Consider the following 20400-nt stretch of genomic DNA (forward strand, 5'->3'; position numbering starts at 1 on the left):
TCACATCATGGTGCTCCGATTCGTCAGGGAAGTGATGCGACAGGAGAAGGCACCAGTGGAGGACCACGAGCAGCTGGCGCGGCAGTTCGAGCAGAACCGCGCGCACCTGCGCGCGGTCGCGTACCGGATGCTCGGGTCGGTGGCCGAGGCGGAGGACGCCGTACAGGAGGCTTGGCTGCGGCTGAGCCGGACCGACGTGAGTGACGTCGGCAATCTGGGCGGTTGGCTGACCACAGTGGTGTCGCGGGTGTGTCTGGACCTGCTGCGCAGCCGGAAGTCGCGGCGGGAGGACTCGCTGGACACCTTCGTCCCGGACCCGATCATCAGCGAGCTGGGACCCGAGGACGAGGCGGTCCACGCGGATGCGATCGGGCTGGCGCTGCTCGTCGTACTGGAGACGCTGTCGCCGGCGGAGCGGCTGGCGTTCGTACTGCACGACATGTTCGGGGTCGGATTCGACGAGATCGCGACGATCGTGGACAAGTCGCCCGCTGCGACGCGTCAGCTGGCCAGTCGGGCGCGGCGGCGGGTGCAGGGTGCTCCTACGAGTGATGGGGACATGACCCGGCAGAAGAAGGTCGTCGAGGCGTTCATGGCGGCCTCGCGCGGCGGTGACTTCGAGGCGTTGCTGGAGCTGCTCGACCCGGACGTACTGCTGCGCGCGGACGCCGGTGCGGCGAGTGCGGAGTACGCCGGGCCGGCCGTGTCCAAGCTGGTGCGTGGTGCGAAGGCTGTGGTCGAGCAGGCGCTCCTGTTCAGCCGGATGGGTCCGTACAACCAGTTGGCGCTGGTCAATGGGGTGCCTGGGGTCGTCACCGTGGTCAACGACCGGCTGGTGGGGGTCATGGCCGTTGTGGTGAAGGACGGCAAGATCACGCAGATCGACATCCTGGCGGATCTGGAGCGTCTCGAGGTCATCCCGCTACCAGCCTGAGCACCCGCTCGGCCTGCGCCTCCGCGGTACCAGGCGGATTGCGGTGGGCGCTGGGTCCACCTGGCCCGATGAGTGTCAGCCAGAACCCCGCCCAGAGACAGCGCGCTGCCTGGAACCGCGGCGGGTCCACGCTGAATCGTCCTACCAGCGGGGTCCAGTCGATCTCCCGGCCGGACAGGTGCTCGACCAGGTTGGCCAGCTCGACCGTGCGGTCCCCGAGCCCGGCGTCCTCGAAGTCGACGGTGCGGATCCGTGTGCCGTCCCACAGATAGTTGGTGAGATTCGGATCGCCGTGGGCGACGACCGGGTCGGCCACGGCGGTGAGGTCGGGCGGCTCGTTGTCCAGCCAGGCCGAGGCCGCCCGCGCGATCACACCTTCGCCATCCTGCAAGGCGATCAGGCCGGTGCGCGTGCGGTCGACGAGGGCGGCGAGATCGATCTGCTGGAGGCTGTCGGGTGGGATCGACCACAGCGTCTCGAGCGCATCGCCCAGTGCAGTGATCTGGGTGGAGATCAGTGGGGTGGCGAGGGGGTGGCCGGGGATGGTGGTCATGGTCAGGGACGGGGCGGAGGTTCTGGAGAGGGGGTGCGGGACCAGGTCGGGGACTGCTTCGGACAGGAGGGTGAGGGCGGCCCATTCGCGGTCGGGCTCGTTGCGGGACCAGGAGGTGTAGTGCTTGGTCAGCGTGGAGCCGGAGACCGAGATTGTGTGGGTCATCCGAAGAGTGTGTCGATAACGGGGTCCCTTCTTCGACGTATGGGCAGGAGCAGATACGGCGAGGGAGTGGGATCGATGTCTACGCAGGCGATTGCAGCGGTTGCCAGTGACGTTGTCGCGGGGCTGTTGGGGGCGGGGTTCAACGGTGCGGTCCGGCTGCCCGGAGAGGTCGAGTACGACGAGCAGCGGCGTTCTGTGATCCCGTCCGTGGACTCACGCCCGCTGCTGGTCGCCGAGGCCTGCAGCAGGACCGACGTACAGGCCGCGGTCCGGACAGCCCGCGAGTACGGCGTACCGATCGCTGTGCAGGCGACCGGGCACGGGACCCGCGTACCGGCGGACGGCGGGATCCTGCTGAAGACGACGCCGATGACGTCAGTGCTGATCGATCCGGAGCGACGGGTCGCGAAGGTCGCGCCGGGTGCCCGCTGGGGCGCCGTGTTGGATGCGGCGAGGCAGTTCGGTCTCGCGCCGTTGTCCGGCTCGCACCGCGATGTCGGCGTCACCGGATACACGCTCGGCGGCGGAGTGGGCTGGCTGGCTCGCAAGTACGGGTTCGCGGCCGACAGCGTGATCCGCGCCGAGGTCGTCACGGCCGACGGCCGTACGGTCACCGCGAGCGCCGAACACCACGCAGACCTGTTCTGGGCGATCCGCGGCGGCACCGGCAACTTCGGCATCGTCACGTCGCTCGAGTTCCGCCTGTACCCGGTCCGCCAGGTCCACGCCGGCATCGTGTACTACGGCATCGACCGCGCCGCCGAGCTCCTGCGGACGTACCGAGACTGGACCACCACGATCCCCAACGAGCTCAGCACCGCGGTCGTCCTGACCCGCATCCCCGGCACCGAACAGCGTGCCGTCGCGATCAAGGTCATGTACGCCGGAGCCGCCGACGTCGCCGAACACCTGCTCAAGCCGCTCTTCGCGACAGCCGGCCAGCGCCTCGCCGGCGAGCTGCGGACCATCGACTACGCCGATGCCGCGATGGGCGGCACGCCCGCCCGCCACCTCGACTTCCTGGACACGCTGACGGACGAGGTGATCGAGATCGTCACCGAGCTCGAGGACGCCACGGTCGAGATCCGGCACTGGGGCGGTGCGATGGCCCACCCGGGCCCCGGCGCGGGACCGGTCGGCCACCGGCAGGCGTCGTACTCACTGATCATCGATCGCGAGGTCGCCGGTCTGCCGAGCTCCGGCCGCACGTTCGTGAACTTCCTCGGCGATCCGGGCCGGGCGGACACGGCGTACGACGCAAAGGATCTGCACCGGCTGCGCGAGGTCAAGCGTGCCTACGACCCGGCGAACTTCTTCCACCTGAACGCGAACATCCGGCCGTAGAAAAGCGACCCGGTCCCCAGGAGGGTCAAGGGACCGGATCGCTCAGGGCGTCTCAGGAATTCAGACTGTGCCGGAGTTCCCGTACACGGACACGTGCACGTGGTCCATGTGGTTCGCGGTCGCGCTGCCGCGGTCCTCCATGGCGCGCCAGCCCTCGCTGCTGCGCTGGACCGTCCAGATGTGCTGCTCCCAGATCAGCTGGCTGACGCCGAGCTTCTTGTAGTTCGCCTTCAGCCAGTCGGCGACCTCCTGGCCTTCCGACGAGCTGTTGATCATGATGTCCACCGCGCGGCCGCTGGAGTGCTCCGAGCCGCTGTCACCGGACCGCAGACCGCCGTACGACGTGATGTCCGGGAACAGTGCGCAGATCGCCCGGTGCACCCTGATCGCGTCCTGGGTCAGGCCTTCCTCCATGGCGGAGCCGGACTTGCAGGCCGCCTGGGAGATCCCGCCGGCGACGCTCGCGACCGGCTTGGTCGCGGACAGGTACTGCGCCTTGACCCAGCGGGACTTGCCGTCGCTGACGACCTCGGCCCAGATGCCGTCGATCTTGCCGGTGACCGAGACCTTCGTGCCCTTCGGCAGCACGTCGAGCAGGGTGCCGGTCAGCGGGAGCGACCAGAGGTTCACGTCGGTGGTGGTGTACTTCGTGCCGCTGATCTTCGGCGGCGCCGCGTTCAGCTCGGAGGCGGCGCGGGTCTTCGCCGAGGTCGGCGTCGGGATCGGCGCCTGCTTCTTCAGATGCTTCGCGGTCGGGGACGCCTTCGGCTTCGGAGTCGCGCTGGGCGTGGTCGACGTGGTGCTGATCGGCGGACGCAGAGCGTCCCGGCTGATCGTGGTGTCGCGCGACAGCTGCAGGGACGAGCTGGCGATCGACGGGTCGAGCTTGACGTGCTGGGCGGGGAGAGCGGCGGCCGAGCCGGTGGCCACCAGGGCCACTGCCGCGCCGGGGATCACAACCTTCGCGAGACCGGGCTGGATCACCTTCTTGCGCTGCTGCCGGTGCCGCGCCTGTCTATGCCGTCCTTCTGCCACTTGTCGAACCCAATCTGCCGAGACCAAAACGTTATCGACCTCGGGGAGTCAAGCACACTTCGCCGCGCCGGTTCGAATCGGCCCCCACTCTTAACGCATTACGAACATCCACAGGCTCGCCGCGAGCGTGATTTGCCCGCTATCCGGATGTGATCGTTCCGAGATCAAACGCTTGGTGGACAGATCGACGTCGTGATCGCGGTCGCGACGTGTTCGCCGTACCGCTCGGGGCTCCAGTTGCGGAGCAGGACGAGCAACTCGTAGAGCTCGACCGAGATGTACGTCCACAGCACGTCCGCGACCTCCTCGAGGGTGATCCCGGGGCGCAGGCCGCCGGTCTCGAGCAGGTGGCGGGCGAACATCGTCATCCCGGTCAGGCGCTCGTCCAGCAAGGTCTGCCAGGTCTCTCGCAGCGTCTCGTCGCTGTGCCGGCCGTCCCGGATCAGGATCTGTACGCGCGCCGACCGCTGCTGTCGCTCGACCAGGCCGGCGGCGTACAGCTGGAGCTTCCGGCGTACGTCGGGCTCCTGCTGGAGGGCCAGCGCTTCCGGACGCTGGGCGATCGGGACCGGCTCGTCGTCGCCGGCGATGACGAAGTCGAACACCGCCTTGGCCAGCGCCGCCTTGGTGCCGAACCCCTTGTAGATGCTCTCCGCCGAGACGCCGGCCCGCCGCGCGACCGCGCTGATCGTCGTCGCCTGGAAGCCGTCGGCCTCGAACAGCTCCTGGGCCGCGACCACCACGCCGCGGCGCCGCTGCCGCGCGCGCTCGCGTCGGGTCGTCGCGTCGTAGTTCCTCTTGACGTCAGCCATTCCAGATCCCATGCTTTTGAGTACAGTCACACTGTATCGAATTATTGGGGGACCACGATGAGTACTACAGCAGGCGTGTCGGCCGGTGAGATCGCCGCCCGCAGCATCCTGATGATGGCCGACGGGGAGCGGTCCGACTTCGACGAGCTGGTCCATCCGCGCGCGGTGAACCAGGAGGGCAAGGTCGAGCCGCCGGAGTGCCGGGTGGGTGGACCGGAGGGGTTCTACGCCACCGCGCGCTGGCTGCGGACCGCGTTCGAGGGCCTGGCGTACGAGATCCACCATGTCGTTGCCGATGGCAACCTGGTGGCGGTGAACACGACGATGAGCGGCCGGCATGTGGCGCCGTTCGTCGTCTACACCCCCGATGGAGCGGTGGACACGGCGTTCCCGCCGACCGGTAAGACGTTCGCGGTCACGCAGTCGCACTGGTTCCGGATCGAGGACGACAAGGTCGTCGAGCACTGGGCCAACCGCGACGACCTCGGCCAGGCGCAGCAACTCGGCTGGGTGCCGCCGACGCCGGCGTACCTGTTCCGGATGGCCCGCGCGAAATCCCAGGCCAAGCGAGCGATGTGATCCACGGCGCGGCGGTACGGCGGTTGTTGCTGGTTGACTGCCCGCGTGGACCTTCGGATCGAGCGTGGCGCAGTCGCCCGGCTGGTGATCGACCGGGTCGCGAAGCGGAACGCGTTGACCCGCGCGATGTGGGAGGCGCTGCCCGAGCTGCTCGCGGAGCTGGCGGGTGACGACGAGGTCAAGGTCCTCCTCGTCACCGGCGAAGGGCCCAGCTTCTCGGCCGGTGCGGATATCCGTGAGCTGATCTCCGGTGACGATCCGGCCGATCCGATGGCCGAGCTGCGGGCGTTCAACCTGCGGGCGCAGGCGGCGTTGCGGGAGTTCCCGAAGCCGACGATCGCGGTGGTCCGCGGGCACTGCATCGGCGGCGGTCTGGAGATCGCGGTGAACTGTGATTTCCGGTTCGCCGCCCGCGACGCGAGCTTCGGGGTCACGCCGGCGCGCATCGGTGTCGTCTACCCGCCGGCCGCGATCAAGGTCCTGCTCGATCTGGTCGGCCCCGCGACCACGAAGTACCTGCTGTTCAGCGGGGAGTTGCTGACGGCGGACGAGGCCGGGCTGAAGGGGCTGGTCGATCGCGTGGCCGACGACCCGATGGCGTCGGCCGAGGCCTTCGCGGCGACGTTGGTGTCACGGTCGCAGCTGACGATCCGCTCGGCCAAGGAGTCGGTGAACGCCTTGCTGGCAGGCGAAAACGCCGACGAGGCGGCGGTACGGCGCTATCGCGAGACGATCGCGTCCGGTGAACTCGCGGAAGGGATCGACGCCTTCACACAGAAGCGGTCACCCGAGTTCGTCTGGCATCCCCGCTGAGATCAGCGTGCCGCGGAGCTCGACCCGGTCGCCGGCCGCGGCCGAGACCAGGGCCGCGATCGCCTGCGCGCGCTCGTCGTCGACAGCATCGATCAGGAAGTACCCGGCGAGCTGCTCCTTCGCCTCGCCGAACGGCCCGTCGGTGACGACCTGTTCGCCGTCACGGATCTGGACGATCCGGCCCTCCTCGGGTGGCAGCAGGCCCTCCGAGCTGACCAGCTCGCCCGACTCGGCAAGGTCCCGCTTGAGCCGCGTCAACCGGACCACAGCGTGCTGGTCGTCTTCGGTCCAGGTGCGGTCGAGGTTGCGGAAGATCATCACGACGTACTTCATGGGTTCACCGTAGCGACGCGGACGGACAGAACCCCGCGGACCGTGTGGTCCGCGGGGTCCCGTCGTGCAGGGTCAAGGGTGGATCAGTACCAGTGTCGGCGGCCGCCGACGGCACGGCCCGTCGATCCGAGCAGGAAGAGCACCGCTCCGACCACCAACAGCACGATGCCGATGGTCCACAGGATCGGGATACTCAGCAAGAATCCTAGAATCAGCAGGATCAAACCGAGGATGAGCATGAAGCCTCCTTCGCAAGAGCCGCCGGGCGGTCGCTGGCAGCACACGAACCAGGTGCCCACAGTTCGGACCTCGAACCTCCAACGACCGTTTGATGTCAGGACGTGACCGTCGCGAGCCGGCGTGAACGGTTGTGGGTGAGCAGCAGGCCGCAGCCGGCCAGGCCGATCGCGATGAAGATCCATACCGTCGCGAAGGCGATCCGGTACCCGTGCGTCAGGTCGGCCGGCGCGGTGCCCGACGTACTGGCTGTTGCGACTGCGGAGACCGCTGCGACGCCGATCGCACCGCCGATCTGGAAGCTGGCGTTCTGCAGTCCCGACGCGACGCCGGAGTCCTCGCCCGGGACGTCGCTGAGCGAGGCGATGGAACCGGCGACCGTTCCGGCGCCCAGTCCGGCGCCGAAGATCGTCAGGCCCCAGAAAGCGAGCTGGAAGTAACCGGAGTCCACGGTGAGCTGGGTCATCAGCGTCGTACCGACCCCGGCCGTCAGTAGCGACACGAAGGCGACCGACCGCGTTCCGACTCGAGTGACGAGGTGCTGGCCGATGATGGACGCGACGACCGCGGCAGCCGCGAGTACTGCGGACATCAAGCCGTAGCGGACTGCAGAGATCCCGAGTGCGAGCTGGGCGTACTGCGTGTAGACGAAGTTGAGTCCGAACGCAGCCAGGCCCCAGGCGATCGTGATGAGGTTGCCGCCGATCAGTGCGCGGGAGTGGAAGATCCGCAGCGGTACGAGTGGTGCGGCGGATCGCTTCTCCACAAGGATGAACGCTGCGAACAGGACGACCGAGAGGACGACGAGCAGCGCGGTCCGGAGTACCGACGAATCAGGTGCCTCGATGACGGCGTACACGAGGACGATGAGCGCCGCGGTCACGGTGGCTGCGCCGGCGACGTCGAAACCGCGGCGTCCTGGTCCACGGCTGTCCATCAACAGCGTGGGTGCGAGTACGACGACCAGTACGCAGACCGGCACGTTGATGAAGAAGATCCACTGCCAGCCGAGTCCGTCTGTCACTGGTCCGCCGATGAGCGAGCCCGCCGTACCTCCGACTCCGCTCGTCGCGCCCCAGATCCCCAGCGCCTTGTTGCGATCGGCACCAGACGGGAACGTCGTCATCACGATCGACAACGCACTCGGTGCCAGTACGGCGGCCGCAGCGCCCTGCAGGCCTCGTGCGAGTACGAGCGCGTCACCACTCCACGCGAACCCGCACAGCAGCGAGGACCCGGCGAACAACAGCAGTCCGGTGATGAACACACGCCGACGACCCAGGAGATCCGAGATCCGCCCGCCGAGGAGCAGCAGGCCGCCGAACATCAGCGCGTACCCGCTGGGCACCCACTGCACCCCGCCCGTCGAGAACGTCAGCTCGCGCTCGATCGACGGCACGGCGACCAGCACGATCGACGCGTCCAGGATGATCATGAACCCGGTCAGACAGAGCAGTGCCAGCGCCAGCCAGCGCTTCGAATGCGAAACCATCAGAATCTCCAGTACGCCGGGACGCCCCGGCTGAGCGTCACTCGGTGGAGACGTCGGTGCTGGTCGGGAGGAGTTCGACATTCCGGATCTGTCGAAGTTCGGCCGCCTTGTTTCGACGTACCGGGTGACAGGGGGTCACAGGGGCCTCCACGAGGGACAGGATGGTGCCTGTGAAGTACATGCTGCTGATCTACAGCAACCCCGAGAGCTGGGCGAGCCTGTCGGCCGAGCAACGCGAGGGGCTGACCACCGCACACGAGACGCTGACGCGGGAGCTGACCGAGCAGGGCCTGTTGGTCAGTGCGGCTGGTCTGGCCGACCCGATCACCACGCGGACCGTGCAGGTACGTGACGACACCACGACCACGACGGACGGGCCGTACGCCGAGGCCAAGGAACACCTGGCCGGGTTCTACCTGGTGGAGTGCGACGACATCGACCAGGCGATCGGGTACGCGGCCCGGATGCCGGACGCGGAGTACGTCGCGGTCGAGGTGCGGCCGGTGATGGATGCGTCAGGGTTAGAGATGTGAACGACTTCGAGCTGCTGCTCCGTGAGCAGGCGCCGCAGGTGCTGAGTGCGCTGGTCCGGCACTACGGGCACTTCGACCTGGCCGAAGAGGCGGTCCAGGAGGCGCTGCTCGCGGCCACGCAGCAGTGGCCGGGCGAGGGCGTGCCGGACAACCCGCGGGGCTGGCTGATCCGGGTGGGGTCGCGCCGGCTGACCGATCTGCTCCGCAGCGAGTCGGCGCGCCGACGGCGCGAGGAGAACGCGGCCCAGCTTTCCGCTCCGGAGGAGTTCGTTGCCTCGGGCCCGGAGATCGACGATCCGGGTGGCCGGGACGACACGCTGACACTGCTGTTCCTGTGCTGCCACCCGGCGCTCTCGCCGGCGTCACAGATCGCGCTGACGTTGCGTGCGGTCGGCGGTCTCACCACCGCGCAGATCGCGGCCGCGTTCTTGGTGCCGGAGGCAACGATGGCGCAGCGGATCAGCCGGGCCAAGCGGAGCATCAAGCAGGCGGGCAGTTCGTTCGAGATGCCGCCCGAGGCGGAGCGGGACGAGCGGATGGGCGCAGTACTGCACGTGCTCTATCTGATCTTCAACGAGGGCTACACCGCGTCGTCCGGTACGTCGTTGCACAGCGCGGAGCTCACGACCGAGGCGATCCGGCTCGTGCGCGGAGTACGGAAGCTGCTGCCGGACGACGGCGAGGTCGCCGGGCTGCTGGCGCTGATGCTGCTGACGGATGCGCGCCGGCCGGCGCGGACCGGGCCGGACGGGTCGCTGGTTCCGTTGGCCGAGCAGGATCGGTCGAAGTGGAACAAGGCGACGATCGTCGAGGGCGAGGCGCTGGTGACCGATGCGCTGTCCCGGTCGCAGCTCGGGCCGTACCAGGTCCAGGCTGCGATCGCTGCGGTGCATGACACGGCCGAGCACGCCGATGACACAGACTGGCGGCAGATCGTCGCGCTGTACGACGTACTCGAGCAGCTGGTCGACAACCCGATGGTGAAGCTCAACCACGCCGTTGCTGTCGCTATGGCAGTCGGTCCGAAGGAGGGGCTCGCCGTACTCGAGCCACTCGAGGCGGACGATCGGATGAACCACCGGCTGGAGGCTGTGCGCGCGCATCTGCTCGAGATGTCCGGTGACGCCGCGGCCGCACGGGAGAGCTACCTGCTGGCGGCCCGTCGTACGACGAGCGTGCCGGAACGGAACTACCTCCAGTCGAAGGCGGACCGGTTAGCCTGAGGTGTGGATCTGACCAGAGCCTCGCTTCTCCGGGAGATGCTGAGCGGTACTGAGCTGGGGAGCCGGACGACCGCGTTCGGCTATGCACTGCGGCGGTTCACGACCAGACGCAGTGGGCTCATGCTGTTCGGACCGGTCGACGACGAGCCGTGGCACCTGACCGCGCATCTGGACGACGAGCTCCACCGGGCCGGCATCGAGGACGCACGGCCGTCACTGGTTCGCTGGGCGCCGCCGCCGGGCGCACCGCCGCACCTGGCGATCGGTCTGGACCGGCTGCAGGACGCCGGTCGTGGCGAGTCGCTGTTGGTGGTCGCCGAGGAGAATCCGGCCGACACGTTGCTCGAGCGCGTCAGCGACGTACGCCGACGCGGCACGACGATCTTCAGCATCGGGAACGGCGACAAGGAGCTGATGTCGCTCAGCCACGAGACGCTCGTACCGGAGCTGCTGGTGCCGGACGGGTTCGGGTGGCGGAACCAGTCGCTCGGCTACGACCATGACGAGCCGCAGCCGGCGTTGACCGAGGTAGAGCCGCAGACCGCCGAGGGCTTCGAGATGGCGCAGCACCTGGTCAGTCTGGCCGCCGCGGACGAGGAGGCCGGCCGCTCCGGTTGGCGCCGCCGTCTCCGTACGGCCATCGAACGCCTCAGCGGCGAACCGGCCTAGCCGGTCTCAGCTGTCGAGGTAGAGCGCTGCCAACCGAGGCAGGTGAGCTTCGAGATCTTCTTCGTCGTCGAAGTCGATCTCCTCGCCGGCCGGCAGGTCCGGCGTGTCCGGGGCGTCCGCGTCGACAGCCTTCCAGTACGCCGCTTCGTCGCCGGTCACGTTCTTGTACGCGTGACTGCCGACGTGCAGCATCCCTTCGCCGTCGAACCCTTCGAACCCCTCCGGCCGGTCCTCGTCGACCACGTCCGCGAGCGAGTCTGGCCCCGCCAGCGCGGCGTCCCAGACCTCTCGCCCCTGGGCGATCAACCACCCGCGGAACGAATCGAACCCATCCTCCGAAGCACCGGAGTTGATCAGGTACGCCGCCGCCCACAGGTCCCACCGGTACGACTCGACCTGCAATCGCGCGAGCTCGACCCCGAACCCCGCGATCTCCTCGGCCTCCGCCGCACCCAGCAGCTTGGTCAACGCGTCCGCGACCCCGTCCGGATCAGCCACGGTGTCATCCACCGAGGCCCGCGCCTCCTCGACAAGACCCCAGAACCCATCCCTGTCCACCCCCAAACCATCTCACCCACCCAGGGTCCAACGGGAGCGCCAATGAAGGATTGATCTGTTGTCAGGTGGAGATCTCGGACGTTCCCGGCCATCCGGTGGCTGGGCTGGGCGCCGGTTGTTCACTTCGCTCCGTGTCCACCGGCTCGTTGCGATGGTCCGTCAGCGAGAGCTCACTGTCCTCCGTCGGCTGACTCGGTGGCTGCTCCGGGTCGGCCCCGTCCTGCGACGAAAGGGCCGTCGACGTCAACGACGGGCTCTCGTCCGGCTGCTCCGGGGACTCACGCAGCCGCGGCGGAGCGGCAGTCCAGGCCCGCAGGTCCTGCACGATGTCACCGTAGAAGCTGTTGATCGCGTTCTCCACCGAATCGATGAACGATCCGCGGCCTCGGCCGCGCTTGCTGCCGAGTGGCGACCCGAGAGCGACCCGGAACGAGCGCAGTTCCTTCTTCGGGTCCTCGATCAGCACGGCTGGTTGATCACGGACAGCACGCAACAGTTCCGCAGTACCCGCTCCACGTCCGTGCATCACGAACGCCTCGATCCTGGTCGAGTCCGGGGCGTGCCGGAGTTGGCGGAGCAGCCAGTTCACCCGCGTCGTGGCGCGGCCGTCGCGCGGCGCCGCGATGTCGACGTGGCAGGTGACGGTGCCGGCCCGCAGGTCGGCCGTGACACCCAGCGGTCCGACCGCGTTCGGGATGTTGATCGCGCCTTGCAAGATCCCCTGGGTGCTCATCGACTGAACCAGCGACTGCGAGCGCAGTTCGGGCTCGGCCAGTTCCTTGCGTGACAGCGCAGGTGTGACGTCGTCACCGAGCTTCCGGCCGAGTTGGAGGCTGACATACCTCAGCAGGGCGTCGAATCGAGCAGCCACCTCGGGCGCGCACTTGTCGCCGGGACGGAGAGTGCCGGACGCCACGGCTTCGCGCGTGGTCACCCAGGAGGGCCCCATATCGTCGAACTGCAAAGCACCGGATCGCGGGTGCTCCAGGTACCGGATCAACTCACCGAGGATCCAGGCTTGATCCGGGTCGGCGACGCCCCGATGTTCCTTCTGCAGCACGGCCTCCGCCAGGACCATCGACCACGACCAGTGGTGCAGCGCGACCCGCTTCAGCTTTCGCTTGTCGACCTTGGTCGGATGTAGTCCGGCGACGGCCGGAATCTCGTTCGAGATCGTGACGACCGCGTCAAAGCCCTGTTCGCGAGCGATGTCGAGGTACGCCTCGAGTTGTTCCGCTTCCAAAGCGTTGACGCCGGTCTTCACCTCGACGAGAGCAGTCCATTCCTTCTGCCCGCGCCGGGCGCGCAGGAGGCCGTCCGGATAGAGGCGCCGTTCACCCAGGTAGAACGGCACTTCGATGTATGTCTCCAGTTGGCCGGCCGGTGCGCCGATCGGTTGGGTCAGCACCCGGCCGAACTCGCGCACTGACGACATCACCGCGAGCAGCGCTGACGTGGCCCGGCGCTCCTGCTCGTCGGCGCCGTTGATCCCCGAGGTCGGTATCAGGCGTGCCTGATGCCAGCTTTCCTCTGCCATTGCCATCCCCCACGGGTTTGTCCCGGCAGACCCCCCACAGGCCCGCGTCACCGTGATTACCCGTCGAGTCCGGCACGTTACGCCTCTGATCACACAACGTGAAGGGCTAGGCCGGAATCTGATTTCTCTGTGACTTCAGAGCCCAGCCGCAAACTCACGCAGTACCGGAGCCAGGGTGGTGGGTTCGGTGCTGTGGTTTTCGCCGGGGACGGGGGTGAGGGTGGCGGTGGGGAGGTGGGCGGCTACGGCTCGGGCGCCGGTGGAGAGGGCGGGCCAGGTTTTGTCGCCGTGGAGTACCAGGACCGGAAGTTTGACGGTGGACCAGCGGTCCGGCGGGAGGGGGTTGCCGGACATGGTGGTGCCCATGATGCGGCCGTCGTAGGCGATGGTGTGGGCGATCTCTTCGACGGGTGCCCAGTAGGGGGATTGCTTCAGGCCGGCGACGGCTTCGGTGGGTAGGCCGGCGGCGGCGGTCATGAAGAGTTCGGCGGCCTTGTCGCGGCGGCCTGCGGCGACGAAGGCGTCGAGTTGCTCGACGTAGTCGGACGGGAGCGGCGGACGTACGTCGTCGACCACGACCGGGGGCTCGAAGAGAACGAGGCCGGCGATCGGGAGGCCGGCAGCGGCGGCGTCCAGGGCGAGCAGGGCGCCGGAGGACCAGCCGAAAAGAATGGCCGGCCGGCCGGCGTCCTCGATCAGGGCGGCGATGTCCTCGATCTCGCGCTCGATCGCGTACGGCGCGGTGTCGGTGCTCTCGCCGCGGCCGCGCCGGTCGTACACGTACGTGCGGAACTCGTCGCTCAGCAGTTGCCCGACCTCCGCGTTGGCGGGGTTCACGGCGCGGTGCGCGGTGGCGCCGTCGATCAGGATCAGCGGCCGGCCCTCGCCGTACGCGTCGAACGCGATCGTCGTGCCGTCGGCAGATGTCACGGTGCTCATGGTCTTCTCCTCGCTTGGCAGGGAACTAGACCGTACAGTACTCGCCAGAGAACTGGACTGTCTAGTATGATTTCCGCATGGAGCAGGTAGAGCTCGAAGGACGGACGCCCCGTAAACGCCGCGCGATCCTGGCCGCCGCGACCACGGCCTTCCTCCAGCACGGGTACCTCGGCGCGAGCATGGACGAGGTCGCCGCGAACGCCGGCGTCTCCAAACAGACCGTCTACAAACAGTTCGAGAACAAGGAGCGCCTGTTCGCCGAGATCGTCCTCGGCACCAGCGACCAGTTGATGGACGGCCTACTGCAGGCGTACGTCGACACGCTCGACGGAGCCGCCGACGCCAGGGAGGCCCTGCGTGCGCTGGCTCATCGCCTGCTCCAGAGCCTCACCGCGGACAGCGTGCTGCAGCTACGACGGCTGGTGATCGCCGAAGCCGACCGCTTCCCGGAGGTGTGTGGCGCCTGGTTCAACCGTGGCTTCGAGCAGTCCCTGGACGCACTCGGCCAAGCGCTCACGAGACTCAGCGACCGCGGTCTGCTGAAGGAGCTCGAAGACCCGACATTGGCGGCGTATCAGTTCGCCGGCCTGGTCATGTACAAGCCGATGAACCGCGCGATGTTCGCCGGCACGCGCCAGCGCCCGAAGCCCGGTGAGCTGGACAAGCTCGCCGACCAGGCTGCCGAGGTCTTCCTCGCGGCGTACGGCGTCTGACCGCTACTCCTCGTCCCCGGCCGACGCGGACGGACCGGTCAGATGCAGATGAATCCGCCAGCCTGTCCAGGCCAGGAGGCCGACCGGTATCGGTAGCCAGAACGAGGCGAGCCGATACAGCAGTGTCCCGATGAGCGCGGCGTCCGGGCTGATTCCGATGAGCACGAGGAGCGCGGTCAGACCGGCGTCGACGAAGCCGAGACCGCCCGGCGTGATCGGAATCATCGCCAAGGCCTGGGCGACGACATAGGCCAGCAGCACCATGGCAGGACGAGCGTGTGCATTGAGCGCGGCCAGTGCGACCACGAGTGCGGCGTAGTCGAACATGCGGTTCGCCGCCGCCGCCAAGGCCGCCTCCCACCAGCGACCCTCGAACGCGCCGGCGACCCGCTCCCGCTGCGCGACCAGCAGTGCGGCGCAGCTGTCAGCGGTGACGCTGCGTTTGACGAGGTGAATGACGTGGCCGGCCCCGCGACCGACCAGCACGACGAAGCGGGGCCAAGTGAGCGCTGCCAGTCCGAGACCCACGATGACGATCGCCATGATCAGCGAGATCAGAAGGCCGACCTCGAGTTGCCGTGCCGGCGGCGGACCGATCAGGACTGCGGGGACGCTGAGCACGGGCAACAGCAACAGCACGCCGGTCGTGATCAAGCCGATCGCAGTCAAGGCGGAGGCGACGACCGCGGCCGGTTGGCCGGCTCGGATCAAGAGTCTGGCCTGGAGTACTCCGCCGGTCGCCGCACCGCCGGGTAAGACCTTGCCGGCCGCGTTCCCGGCCAGTTGCGCCGTCGCGATCGTGCCCCACCCCGCAAGGACCGGCCGGGGCTCCTCGCTCCCGGCGTGATGGGCCAGGGCCAATCTGGCGAGCCACCACAGTGCCGCGAAGCTGCAGCCCTCCAGCACCACCAGGACCGGGAACCACCAGGGATTCACGTCCGCGAGGCGTGGCCAGGCTCCGAAGAGCGACAGGATGCTCGGCGCCACGATGTACAGGCCGACGCCGGTGATCGCCAGGCCGACAGCGCGGCCGCCCCATCGCCGCACCAAACCCCCGCCAGCGATGCGCATGACTCACCTCGCCCAGAGAACCCCTCGCGTCACCATAGCGCGAACAACCGAATGGTCAGAGGGCGCCGCGGGTGGAGGTCCGGACCACCAGCTCTGGTGTGAACGTGACGCGCTGGTGTTCGTGGTCCGGGTTCGACGATTCGTCCAGCAGCAACTCTGCCGCGGTCCGGCCGAGCAACTGCCGCGGCTGACGCACCGACGTCAGCGGTACGGCGGCCGCCTCGGCGAACTCGATGTCGTCGTACCCGACGATCGCGAGATCCTCCGGAACGCGCAGCCCGAGGCTCACGCACTGTTGCAGCAAACCCAGTGCCAGCAGGTCGTTCGCACAGAACGCGGCCGTCGGCCGTCGGTCCGCCGGGAGGCCGGCGAGTCGTTGCCCGGCACCCCTGCCCTCGGCGACGGTGAGCGCACCGGTGGTCAGCTCGATCAGGTCCGTCGCAGGCTTCCCGGCCGTCCGCAGCGCGCGGCGGGCGCCCTCGCGCCGGTCGACGACCTGGCCGATCGTGTTCGGGCCGCCGACGTACGCGATCCGCTCGTGGCCGAGTTCGAGCAGATGTGAGATCGCGAGCTCGCCGCCGAGGACGTCGTTCACCGCGACCGAGCAGTGCTCGGCCTCGTCGAGAGCGCGGTCGACCACGACGACCGGCGTACCGCGGGACGGCAGTTTGCGTAGCCGGGACGAGTTCTGGTCGATGGGAGTGATCAGGATGCCCTGCACCCGCTGCTGTTCGAGCAGATCGAGGTACGCCGCCTCGCGGTCGGCGTCCTCGCTGCTGGTGCAGAGGAACACCGACAGCCCGGCCGCCTGGGCCGCCTCCTCGACGCCCTTCGCGACGTCGGTGAAGAACGGGTTGCCGGCGTCGAGCATGAGGTAGGCGAGGATCCGGCTGGAGCCCGCGCGCAACTGCCGGGCCGACTCGTTCCGGACGAAGCCGAGCGAGGCCATCGCCGCCTCGACTTTCGCGCGCGTGAGCGGGCTGACCACCTCGGGGCGGTTCAGCACGTTCGACACCGTCCCCAGCGAGACGCCGGCCGCGGCGGCCACTGCTTTCACCCCGGCGGCGTGCGGCTTCGGGGCTCGGCGCCGCCTGGTCCGCTCGGGCAGGGCGTCCGCATCATCGACCGACACGAGAACCTCCCTGCGCACTTGAAACGTGTTAGCTGCCGAAGAATACCCGCTTCCCGCGGATTCTCCGCGACGGCAGTCCGGGATCGGCCGCAAAAGGTGGGCAGGCTCTTGACGGCCACGGGGCACCGCGCTTAGCGTCATGGGACGCTGTTGAAACCTTTCATAGCCTTCCCGCCCGCTCAGATACAGGTGACGCCGTGAATCGTTACTGCTTCTGCCTGCAGGTCCGGCCGGACCGGCTGGCCGAGTACGTCGATCGGCACCGCAACGTCTGGCCGGAGATGCAGGCCGCGCTGCGAGAGTCCGGGTGGCACAACTACTCGCTGTTCCTCCGTGACGACGGGCTGCTGATCGGGTACGTCGAGGCCGAGGACCTGGACGCCGCCCAGAAGGCGATGGCGGCCACGGAGGTCAACACGCGCTGGCAGTCGGAGATGACCGAATTCTTCACGGGGATCGACGGTCGTCCGCCGGACGAGTCCTTCCTGCTGCTGCCCGAGATCTTCCACCTGAAGGGGACTGAGTCATGACGACCGATGCCGTGAAGGCCGCGCTGAGCCGCCAGGAGATCGAGTTGCCCTCGTGGGCGTTCGGCAACTCCGGCACCCGGTTCAAGGTGTTCGCCCAGCCCGGCGTACCGCGGTCGCCCGAGGAGAAGATCGCCGACGCGGCCGTCGTGCACAAGTACACCGGGGTCGCGCCGAGCGTCGCGCTGCACATCCCCTGGGACAAGGTCGACGACTACTCGGGCCTGGCGGCGTACGCGAAGGAGCAGGGCGTCCGGCTCGGGGCGATCAACAGCAACGTCTTCCAGGACGACGACTACAAGCTCGGCAGCGTCACGAACCCCGATCCCGCGGTACGCCGGAAGGCCACCGACCACCTGCTCGAGTGCGTCGACATCATGGACGCGACCGGGTCCCGCGACCTCAAGCTGTGGTTCTCCGACGGCACGAACTACCCGGGCCAGGACGACATCCAGGACCGCCAGGACCGGCTCGCGACCGCCTTGAAAGAGGTGTACGACCGGCTCGGTGACGACCAGCGGATGCTGCTCGAGTACAAGCTGTTCGAGCCGGCCTTCTACACCACCGACGTGCCGGACTGGGGTACGTCGTACGCGCACTGTCTCGAACTGGGGCCAAAGGCAACCGTCTGTATCGACACCGGGCACCACGCGCCGGGGACCAACATCGAGTTCATCGTCGCGTTCCTGCTGCGGACGAAGAAGCTCGGCGCGTTCGACTTCAACAGCCGGTTCTACGCCGACGACGACCTGATGGTCGGGGCGGCGGATCCGTTCCAGCTGTTCCGGATCATGAACGAGATCGTCCGCGGCGACGCGCTCGACCCGGAGCGTGGCATCGCGTTCATGCTCGACCAGTGCCACAACATCGAGGAGAAGATCCCGGCGATCATCCGCTCGGTGATGAACGTCCAGGAGGCGACCGCGAAGGCGCTGCTGGTCGACCGCGACGTACTGCGGAAGGCCCAGCAGGAAGGTGACGTCCTCGGCGCGAATGCGGCGCTGATGGACGCCTACAACACCGACGTCCGGCCGCTGCTTGCGGAGCTCCGTGAGTCGCAGGGCCTGGACGCCGACCCGGTCGCGGCGTACAAGCGCAGCGGCTACTTCGAACAGATCACCAAGGACCGCGTCGGCGGGCAGCAAGCTGGATGGGGAGCATAGTGACCGACCCTGCGGCCGAACTCGTTGCTAGAAGCAATCGACTCGGCGCCGATCCACGGAACACGAACTATGCGGGCGGCAACACGTCCGTCAAGGGGACGGCAACCGATCCGGTGACCCAGGACCCGGTCGAGCTGCTGTGGGTCAAGGGCTCCGGCGGCGATCTGGGCACGCTGACCCAGGCGGGGCTTGCCGTCCTGCGGCTGGACAGGCTGAACGCGCTCGTCGACACCTATCCGGGCGTCGAGCGCGAGGACGAGATGGTCGCGGCGTTCGACTACTGCCTGCACGGGAAGGGCGGCGCGGCGCCGTCGATCGACACCGCGATGCACGGGCTGGTCGACGCCCCTCATGTCGATCACCTGCACCCGGACTCCGGGATCGCGCTGGCGACAGCCGCGGACGGCGAGAAGCTGACCGCGGAATGCTTCGGCGACCGGGTGGTGTGGGTCCCGTGGCGGCGGCCCGGCTTCCAGCTCGGCCTGGACATCGCAGCGGTCAAGCGGGAGAACCCGCAGGCTATCGGCTGCATCCTCGGCGGCCACGGCATCACCGCCTGGGGCGACACCTCGGAGGAGTGCGAGGCGAACTCCCTCGACATCATCCGCACTGCCGAGCAGTTCCTGGCCGAGCGTGGAAAGGCCGAACCCTTCGGCGCGGTCGTCGACGGCTTCGCGGCGCTCCCGGTGGAAGAGCGCAGGGCCCGGGCCGCCGCGCTCGCCCCGGTGATCCGTGGGTTGGCCTCGACGGACAAGCCGCAGGTCGGGCACTACAACGACTCCGATGTCGTCCTGGAATTCACCGCGCGGGAGCGGCTGGCGGAGCTGGCTGCGCTCGGCACCTCGTGTCCCGATCACTTCCTACGGACGAAGGTGCGCCCGCTGGTCCTCGACCTGCCGGCGACTGCTTCGGTCGAGGACGCGGTCGCGCGGTTGCGGGAGTTGCACGCGGCCTATCGCGACGACTATGCGGCGTACTACAACCGGCACGCCGACGCCGACAGCCCGGCGATGCGGGGCGCGGATCCGGCGATCGTGCTCGTGCCGGGTGTGGGCATGTTCAGCTTCGGCAAGGACAAGCAGACCGCGCGGGTGGCCGGCGAGTTCTACGTGAACGCGATCAACGTGATGCGGGGCGCCGAGGCGGTGTCGACGTACGCGCCGATCGACGAGCGGGAGAAGTTCCGGATCGAGTACTGGGCGCTGGAAGAGGCCAAGCTGCAGCGGATGCCGAAGCCGAAGCCGCTCGCCACCCGGGTCGCGTTGGTGACCGGTGGCGGGTCCGGGATCGGCAAGGCGATCGCGCAGCGGCTGGCCGCGGAGGGCGCGTGTGTCGTCGTCGCGGACCTGGATCTCGCGGCGGCCGAGGCAGTCGCCAAGGAGATCGGGTCGTCGGACGTGGCCGTTGCCGTGGGCGCCGATGTGTCGTCCGCGGAGGCGGTCGAGGCCGCGCTGCGGGACGCCGTACTGGCGTTCGGCGGGGTGGACCTGATCGTCAACAATGCCGGGCTGTCGATCTCGAAGTCGTTGCTGGAGACAACGGAACGGGATTGGGACCTGCAGCACGACGTGATGGCGAAGGGCTCGTTCCTGGTGTCGCGGGCGGCCGCGAAGGTGCTGATCGACCAGGGGATGGGCGGCGACATCATCTACATCTCCAGCAAGAACTCGGTCTTCGCGGGCCCGAACAACGTCGCGTACGGCGCGGCGAAGGCGGACCAGGCGCATCAGGTCCGGCTGCTCGCGGCCGAGCTCGGCGAGTACGGGATCCGCGTCAACGGCGTGAACCCCGACGGTGTCGTCCGCGGGTCCGGGATCTTCGCCGGCGGTTGGGGAGCGCAGCGGGCCGCGGTGTACGGCGTACCCGAGTCGGAGCTCGGTGCGTTCTACGCGCAGCGGACTCTCCTCAAGCGTGAGGTGTTGCCGGAGAACGTCGCTGCCGCGGTGTTCGCGCTGACCGGTGGCGACCTCACCCACACGACCGGTCTGCACGTGCCTGTCGACGCCGGCGTGGCAGCCGCCTTCCTACGGTAGGCATT

22 protein-coding genes are annotated in these 20400 nt (G+C 68.4%); 11 read left to right on the forward strand and 11 right to left on the reverse strand.

Going from position 1 to position 20400, the window contains the following annotated elements; all coding sequences use genetic code 11:
- Window positions 1-55: 55 nt before the first annotated feature.
- Entirely contained in the window at window positions 56-934 is an 879-nt protein-coding gene (gene sigJ / locus OHA10_RS12435; RefSeq protein WP_371406338.1) for an RNA polymerase sigma factor SigJ, read from the forward strand.
- Here the strand turns inward: sigJ and OHA10_RS12440 are convergent.
- Window positions 915-1652, reverse strand: coding sequence for a phosphotransferase (locus tag OHA10_RS12440; protein WP_371406339.1), 738 nt, complete (start codon window positions 1650-1652; stop codon window positions 915-917). The two genes, sigJ and OHA10_RS12440, sit on opposite strands and share 20 nt — an antisense overlap.
- A 75-nt stretch (window positions 1653-1727) precedes the next feature.
- Between OHA10_RS12440 and OHA10_RS12445 the strand changes: the two genes are divergently transcribed.
- Complete coding sequence (locus OHA10_RS12445) at window positions 1728-2996, forward strand: FAD-binding oxidoreductase (RefSeq protein ID WP_371406340.1); 1269 nt, start codon at window positions 1728-1730, stop codon at window positions 2994-2996.
- Between the two features lie 60 nt (window positions 2997-3056).
- On the opposite strand, the gene OHA10_RS12450 is transcribed toward OHA10_RS12445, so the two are convergent.
- Window positions 3057-4031 carry an SH3 domain-containing protein gene (locus tag OHA10_RS12450; RefSeq protein ID WP_371406341.1) on the reverse strand — a complete coding sequence of 325 codons (975 nt, stop codon included), beginning with the start codon at window positions 4029-4031 and terminating at the stop codon, window positions 3057-3059.
- Window positions 4032-4195: 164 nt separating this feature from the next.
- Window positions 4196-4843 carry a TetR/AcrR family transcriptional regulator gene (locus OHA10_RS12455; protein WP_371406342.1) on the reverse strand — a complete coding sequence of 216 codons (648 nt, stop codon included), beginning with the start codon at window positions 4841-4843 and terminating at the stop codon, window positions 4196-4198.
- Between the two features lie 57 nt (window positions 4844-4900).
- Here OHA10_RS12455 and OHA10_RS12460 point away from each other — a divergent pair, with 57 nt between their 5' ends.
- Together OHA10_RS12460 and OHA10_RS12465 are read left to right on the forward strand one after the other, a co-directional pair.
- Entirely contained in the window at window positions 4901-5422 is a 522-nt protein-coding gene (locus OHA10_RS12460) for an ester cyclase (protein WP_371406343.1), read from the forward strand.
- Between the two features lie 45 nt (window positions 5423-5467).
- Window positions 5468-6235 carry an enoyl-CoA hydratase/isomerase family protein gene (locus tag OHA10_RS12465; protein ID WP_371406344.1) on the forward strand — a complete coding sequence of 256 codons (768 nt, stop codon included), beginning with the start codon at window positions 5468-5470 and terminating at the stop codon, window positions 6233-6235.
- Here the strand turns inward: OHA10_RS12465 and OHA10_RS12470 are convergent.
- The 3 genes from OHA10_RS12470 to OHA10_RS12480 form a co-directional block, all read right to left on the reverse strand.
- Window positions 6206-6568, reverse strand: coding sequence for a YciI family protein (locus OHA10_RS12470; protein WP_371406345.1), 363 nt, complete (start codon window positions 6566-6568; stop codon window positions 6206-6208). The two genes, OHA10_RS12465 and OHA10_RS12470, sit on opposite strands and share 30 nt — an antisense overlap.
- A gap of 83 nt (window positions 6569-6651) precedes the next feature.
- On the reverse strand, window positions 6652-6807 hold the full coding sequence (locus OHA10_RS12475; protein ID WP_166679556.1) for a DUF6131 family protein: 156 nt from the start codon (window positions 6805-6807) through the stop codon (window positions 6652-6654).
- A gap of 95 nt (window positions 6808-6902) precedes the next feature.
- Window positions 6903-8297 carry an MFS transporter gene (locus tag OHA10_RS12480; protein WP_371406346.1) on the reverse strand — a complete coding sequence of 465 codons (1395 nt, stop codon included), beginning with the start codon at window positions 8295-8297 and terminating at the stop codon, window positions 6903-6905.
- A 179-nt stretch (window positions 8298-8476) separates the two neighbouring features.
- On the opposite strand from OHA10_RS12480, the gene OHA10_RS12485 reads away from it, so the two are divergent.
- Genes OHA10_RS12485 through OHA10_RS12495 form a run of 3 tightly spaced genes read left to right on the forward strand, consistent with a single transcriptional unit; the run spans window position 8477 to window position 10722 of the window.
- Window positions 8477-8830: a YciI family protein gene (locus OHA10_RS12485; protein ID WP_238160211.1), complete on the forward strand. Its 354-nt coding sequence runs from the start codon at window positions 8477-8479 to the stop codon at window positions 8828-8830.
- On the forward strand, window positions 8827-10053 hold the full coding sequence (locus tag OHA10_RS12490) for an RNA polymerase sigma factor (RefSeq protein WP_371406347.1): 1227 nt from the start codon (window positions 8827-8829) through the stop codon (window positions 10051-10053). The genes OHA10_RS12485 and OHA10_RS12490 overlap by 4 nt, the downstream gene beginning before the upstream one ends.
- Before the next feature lie 3 nt (window positions 10054-10056).
- On the forward strand, window positions 10057-10722 hold the full coding sequence (locus OHA10_RS12495) for a hypothetical protein (RefSeq protein WP_371406348.1): 666 nt from the start codon (window positions 10057-10059) through the stop codon (window positions 10720-10722).
- 6 nt (window positions 10723-10728) lie between these two features.
- Here the strand turns inward: OHA10_RS12495 and OHA10_RS12500 are convergent, their stop codons facing one another.
- From OHA10_RS12500 to OHA10_RS12510, 3 genes are all read right to left on the reverse strand, one after another.
- Window positions 10729-11280: a DUF4240 domain-containing protein gene (locus tag OHA10_RS12500; RefSeq protein ID WP_371406349.1), complete on the reverse strand. Its 552-nt coding sequence runs from the start codon at window positions 11278-11280 to the stop codon at window positions 10729-10731.
- 61 nt (window positions 11281-11341) lie between these two features.
- Window positions 11342-12817, reverse strand: coding sequence for a hypothetical protein (locus OHA10_RS12505; protein ID WP_371406350.1), 1476 nt, complete (start codon window positions 12815-12817; stop codon window positions 11342-11344).
- 135 nt (window positions 12818-12952) lie between these two features.
- Window positions 12953-13756 carry an alpha/beta fold hydrolase gene (locus tag OHA10_RS12510; protein ID WP_371406351.1) on the reverse strand — a complete coding sequence of 268 codons (804 nt, stop codon included), beginning with the start codon at window positions 13754-13756 and terminating at the stop codon, window positions 12953-12955.
- 77 nt (window positions 13757-13833) lie between these two features.
- Here OHA10_RS12510 and OHA10_RS12515 point away from each other — a divergent pair, with 77 nt between their 5' ends.
- On the forward strand, window positions 13834-14469 hold the full coding sequence (locus OHA10_RS12515; protein ID WP_371406352.1) for a TetR/AcrR family transcriptional regulator: 636 nt from the start codon (window positions 13834-13836) through the stop codon (window positions 14467-14469).
- Between the two features lie 3 nt (window positions 14470-14472).
- Here the strand turns inward: OHA10_RS12515 and OHA10_RS12520 are convergent, their stop codons facing one another.
- Window positions 14473-15540 carry a YbhN family protein gene (locus OHA10_RS12520; protein WP_371406353.1) on the reverse strand — a complete coding sequence of 356 codons (1068 nt, stop codon included), beginning with the start codon at window positions 15538-15540 and terminating at the stop codon, window positions 14473-14475.
- Between the two features lie 55 nt (window positions 15541-15595).
- The gene (locus OHA10_RS12525; RefSeq protein ID WP_371406354.1) at window positions 15596-16672 is read right to left on the reverse strand and encodes a LacI family DNA-binding transcriptional regulator; all 1077 of its coding nucleotides are present in this window, start codon (window positions 16670-16672) and stop codon (window positions 15596-15598) included.
- A gap of 197 nt (window positions 16673-16869) precedes the next feature.
- Here OHA10_RS12525 and OHA10_RS12530 point away from each other — a divergent pair, with 197 nt between their 5' ends.
- From OHA10_RS12530 to OHA10_RS12540, 3 genes are read left to right on the forward strand one after another with little or no spacing between them, the layout of a single operon-like run.
- Window positions 16870-17202: an L-rhamnose mutarotase gene (locus tag OHA10_RS12530; protein WP_371406355.1), complete on the forward strand. Its 333-nt coding sequence runs from the start codon at window positions 16870-16872 to the stop codon at window positions 17200-17202.
- A complete protein-coding gene (gene rhaI, locus OHA10_RS12535) occupies window positions 17199-18362 on the forward strand; it encodes an L-rhamnose isomerase (RefSeq protein ID WP_371406356.1) in 1164 nt (387 codons plus the stop codon). The genes OHA10_RS12530 and rhaI overlap by 4 nt, the downstream gene beginning before the upstream one ends.
- The gene (locus OHA10_RS12540) at window positions 18350-20395 is read left to right on the forward strand and encodes a bifunctional aldolase/short-chain dehydrogenase (RefSeq protein WP_371406357.1); all 2046 of its coding nucleotides are present in this window, start codon (window positions 18350-18352) and stop codon (window positions 20393-20395) included. Before rhaI ends, OHA10_RS12540 begins: the two co-directional genes overlap by 13 nt.
- The last annotated feature ends 5 nt before the right edge of the window (window positions 20396-20400 follow it).

Origin of the sequence: Kribbella sp. NBC_00662 (assembly GCF_041430295.1) — a bacterium.
Classification (GTDB): Bacteria; Actinomycetota; Actinomycetes; order Propionibacteriales; family Kribbellaceae; genus Kribbella.